Genomic DNA, 4,347 nt, shown 5'->3' with positions numbered 1-4,347 from the left:
GTTGGTCAGATCATTGGCAAATCCCCAGAGTGCAAAACAAGTGGTTAATAAAATAAAAGGCAATATGAGATCTTTCGGTACAATGGGTTTACTGCTCGTGCTTGTCATAGTTTTGATTTTAGGATTAAACGAATACAAATATTTCTATTTATTTTTTACTTTATACTGAATTTCAATCTACTATAACTAACTTCATTTGGTATTTGGCACGTCCATACTTACTGCATACTGATTGCTGCCTACTAACCAATCTCCTGTCAAACAATCAAACATTCAAACTCTTTGTCAAACAACCAAATCGATTAACATGGCCAACTGAATCGGCAGTTCTTTTGCCAACTGCTTTTTGCCAATTGCCAACTATGTAGTGACTCCTTTCACCAGCAGAATATTCCCATACTTCACGGTCTCCCCTGTCATCACAACGGCAAATGCTTTTTCCGCCCTTTCATAAAAGGCAAACCGCTCGATACGTTCTATTGGAGGCACATTCGGATTGGTTTTGTGTATGCGTTCCAGGTAACGCTCCTCTACTTTGGGATCAAGCTGGTCACCTTCTACAGCATCCATCATCACCAGGGGATGCTCTACGAAAGTATCCAGTTCGAAAAGGGGGAGCATTCCTTCCAACAGATCGGGTATTTTGAGCCCGTCGGCCCTAATGACCTTGGAGTTGATCGATTCGCCCGGAAAATGGGCATCGGCAAGAACGATCTCATCGCCATGCCCCATTCTGGAGAGGGTTTTCAATAACTCTGGACTGATTAACGGTGAAATTCCTTTTAACATAAAATCATTGTTTTTGAGATTGCTAAAATAATATCTTGCGTGGTCCTTTCTTTTATTCCTTCAGGAATACTTCTATTACCGGGATTTCTACATTGGGTTTATTCACCGGCAATATAAGGTTTACATCATTTTCCCCGGTTTCCTGTTGTATCCAGTGACCGTAAGGTTCCGACATTTGCAGTTCAGATGCATCGTGCAGGAACTGGGCATATTTGATTTTGTCTTTGTAATCCTCCAGTAAAAAGTTTTTCAATGGATAATCGAGCAAGTGAATATAAAGCCGGTTTTTATCAGGATTGTACGTTAATAAAGTATTGTCAGGAGCCTCAAACTCCTCAGGTGCCTGGGTACAACCATAAATCGAGCGACTGTTGTATTTCATCCAATCTCCCATTTCACTGAGGGCATTGTCGGCCCTGTGATCGAAAGTTCCCCTGGCCGTTGGTCCTACGTTTAATAACAGGTTGCCGCCTTTGCTGACTGATTCGATGAGCAATACAAGAAGTTGCTTTTTGTCTTTCCAGGTATGTTCGTCTCTATAATAGCCCCAGGAACCGGAGAAGGTCTGACAGGTTTCCCATGGGATCTTTTCCCCGTCAATTTCCGGCCAGCTTTCCACCTTAAACTGTTCAGGGGTTGTAAAATCCCATCCTCCCCAATAATCCTTCAGGTCGGCCCGGTCGTTCACAATAATTTCAGGTTGAAGCCGGCGGACCATTTTCATTAGTTCTGCTGAACCCCAGTCATTCCGGTCCTTTCCAAACTTTCCCGGGAAAGAGTAGTCGAGCCACATAATATCAATTTTCCCATAATTGGTAAGAATTTCACGAACCTGATTTTTCAGATATTCACGATAGATGCTCATATCCCGGTCTTTATTCAGTTCATTGTATTCTTCCTCCGTGCTTGCGCTTTGTGGATGCACCCGATCGATAGTATATTCCGGGTGGTGCCAGTCAATCAATGAATAGTAAAAGCCAATACCAAGCCCTTCTGCCCGGAAAGCCTCTACCCATTCCTTAATTATATCCTTTTCGTATGGGGTGTTCATTACGTCGTAATCGGTATAATCCGAGTCAAACATGCAAAATCCTTCATGGTGTTTGCTGGTGATCACGGCATACTTCATTCCGGCGGCTTTTGCCTTTTTTGCCCATTCTCTCGGATTGAACAGATCGGGATTAAAAATTTCGAAATATTTCTTATATTCTTCATCCGGGATCCGCTCACGTTTTTTTACCCACTCATGGCGGGCTGCCTGGGCATAAAGGCCCCAGTGAATGAACATGCCAAAACGGGCTTCTCTCCACCAAGATAGACGTTCAGCTTTTTCAGCTTCGGTTTCGTCCCAGATCTTCTTCTGGGCATTTGCTGTTTGCCCTAGAAACAGAGCCAACAGAATTACAAGCAGGATTTTTTTCATTGATTTTTATTTAAATGAGTTAAAAAATTTACATAATCGACAATCTTTTTGATTCACAATTGTGTCAAATTACATATGAGGTATTAAGAATCTTTCGCTATAATTGATCTTAAATGAATAGGCGTGTTCGCAAGGTTTATTTCCGGGCGGTTCAACCATCAGCCCATCTTCGGTCATCTCCCAGTCCAGCTCGTCACCGTCACCCAGCATGGTTATAGATTCGATCTTGTTGGGATTCAGACCCTTCAGGCTTTTGATGGTGAGTTCATCCTCGGGCCATGCAAGGGTTATGGCATAAAGCACATCGTCCTTTACCGTAAAGCGGATGTCTTTAGCGGTATATTCCACTTTTTCCCCATCTATGAAATTGCCTCCTTCTATCTGAGTAGGACCCTCACCGTATTTTTTCCAGTAACGGGTGCCATAGATGGCTTCACCATTTACATCAAACCATTCGCCCATGGCCAATAGTCTTTCTTTTTGAGGTTCAGGTATGGTTCCGTCCGGACGGGGAGCGATATTCAGCAAGGTGTTCCCGTTTTTGCTCACCCGGTCAATAAGGTTATCAATCAATGTATTGGTGGATTTGTAATCGGGGTTTTCGATATAACACCAGGAGTTTCTATCGATGGAAGTATCTGTATTCCATGGCCTTTTCCGAAGGCTGTCGAGCCGTCCTCTTTCCAGGTCAAGTACGGCAGAGGCTTCCGGCAGATGATCGTGTTTGTAAGTTACAACCACATTCTTGCCCCATTCTTCTCCCTTGTTGTAATAATAAGAGAGGAATTGTCTTTTATAAGGCTCAAAAGTCGGTTCCTGCCAGCCGAAATCGAACCAGATATAATCGGGTTGATAATTGTCTATAACCTCAGTGATCTTTCCCAGCCAGTCTTCCAGAAATTCTTTGGATTCCGGTGTGCCCGGGGCATGCGGTGTGCTATATAGGCCTGCATATTTGGGGTCCTTGGCATCATACTCAAATGCCGGCTCATAATATTTCCAGTTGAAAGCATGGTGGAAGGAGGTGAGAAATTTTAGCCCTTCTTTCCGGGCTGCTTTGGCCAGCTCGCCGGTGATATCCCGCTGTGGGCCCATGTCGGCAGCATCCCAGTCGGTGAGCTTGCTGTCCCACATGGCAAAACCATCGTGGTGCTCAGCCACCGGTCCTACATATTTGGCTCCCGCTTTTTTAAACAGTTTCACCCATTCCTCTGGGTCGAAATGTTCGGCTGTAAACATGGGGATGAAATCCTTATAGCCAAATTTATCCTGCGGCCCGTAAGTTTGCTTGTGATGCTCAAATATATCGGTTCCCTCCCGGTACATGTTCCGGGGATACCATTCATTTCCGTAAGCCGGAACCGAATAGACGCCCCAATGAAAATAGATTCCGAATTTTGCATCGCGAAACCACTTTGGAGTGGGGTGCTGTATCAGCGACTCCCATTTGGGCTGGTAAGCCTTAGTTTTGTGTTGTGCAGATAAGCTGCCCGAAATAAAAAGGCTAAGGATTCCGGTAAGCGTAAATAAAAAAAGAACACGTGTGATGAGGTTTGGATATCTCATGGCTCTGGAATTTTAAGGGTTATAAAGGAACTTTATTTCATAGCGAAAATAAGTAAAGCAAATTACTTTTTCAAATTTTTTTACCTTTATTCCATACTAAGCTTCATAAACTAACCCTAATTTAGACAAGCCAAAACCAAACAGGAAGCTTTCAAGGAATTTAATGTGTTTCCGTTTTGGCTTGTCCAAATTAGCAAGCAAAATTTATGAGGCATAATGATATAAAGGTCATGATCTTTTTCAATTATTTTTATCTTTGAAAATTGTCTCATAAAATCATGTCTATTATGCAACGAATCCTGCTTGTCCCTTTTTTAATGATGCTGATATCCTTAAGCGGTTTTTCCCAGAATTATGAGCTTTCCTCTCCCGACGGAAGAATAAAGGTGGAGATATCGGTAAATGATGAAACCCAATATTCGGTATATTTTAGGGGAAATCAAGTAAATGCTTCTGAGGATCTGAGTATTCATATGGCACCCGGCGGAGGTTGGGTTGCAAAACTTAAAAAAGAATAGTAAGTTAGCTTCTTCTTGAATATCATTGAAAGACCGGCGGTCATCTTCAAA

At 42.9% G+C, this 4,347-nt stretch carries 4 protein-coding genes; 1 reads left to right on the top strand and 3 read right to left on the bottom strand.

Going from position 1 to position 4,347, the window contains the following annotated elements; all coding sequences use genetic code 11:
• Window positions 1-360: 360 nt before the first annotated feature.
• From fucU to KGY70_17735, 3 genes are all read right to left on the bottom strand, one after another.
• A complete protein-coding gene (fucU, locus tag KGY70_17745; GenBank protein ID MBS3777046.1) occupies window positions 361-789 on the bottom strand; it encodes an L-fucose mutarotase in 429 nt (142 codons plus the stop codon).
• A gap of 52 nt (window positions 790-841) precedes the next feature.
• The gene (locus KGY70_17740; GenBank protein ID MBS3777045.1) at window positions 842-2,212 is read right to left on the bottom strand and encodes an alpha-L-fucosidase; all 1,371 of its coding nucleotides are present in this window, start codon (window positions 2,210-2,212) and stop codon (window positions 842-844) included.
• 69 nt (window positions 2,213-2,281) lie between these two features.
• Window positions 2,282-3,778: an alpha-L-fucosidase gene (locus KGY70_17735; protein ID MBS3777044.1), complete on the bottom strand. Its 1,497-nt coding sequence runs from the start codon at window positions 3,776-3,778 to the stop codon at window positions 2,282-2,284.
• 287 nt (window positions 3,779-4,065) lie between these two features.
• Between KGY70_17735 and KGY70_17730 the strand changes: the two genes are divergently transcribed.
• Entirely contained in the window at window positions 4,066-4,296 is a 231-nt protein-coding gene (locus tag KGY70_17730) for a hypothetical protein (GenBank protein MBS3777043.1), read from the top strand.
• The last annotated feature ends 51 nt before the right edge of the window (window positions 4,297-4,347 follow it).

The organism is Bacteroidales bacterium (assembly GCA_018334875.1).
GTDB lineage: Bacteria > Bacteroidota > Bacteroidia > Bacteroidales > UBA12077 > JAGXLC01.
The sequence above is the reverse complement of the archived record's forward strand: the minus strand, read 5'-3'. Positions and strand labels throughout refer to the sequence as shown.

Coding starts and splice junctions, on each gene's coding strand:
- fucU (MBS3777046.1), bottom strand. CDS start 789: ATGTTAAAAGGAATTTCACCGTTAATCAGTCCAGAGTTATTGAAAACC.
- KGY70_17740 (MBS3777045.1), bottom strand. CDS start 2,212: ATGAAAAAAATCCTGCTTGTAATTCTGTTGGCTCTGTTTCTAGGGCAA.
- KGY70_17735 (MBS3777044.1), bottom strand. CDS start 3,778: ATGAGATATCCAAACCTCATCACACGTGTTCTTTTTTTATTTACGCTT.
- KGY70_17730 (MBS3777043.1), top strand. CDS start 4,066: ATGCAACGAATCCTGCTTGTCCCTTTTTTAATGATGCTGATATCCTTA.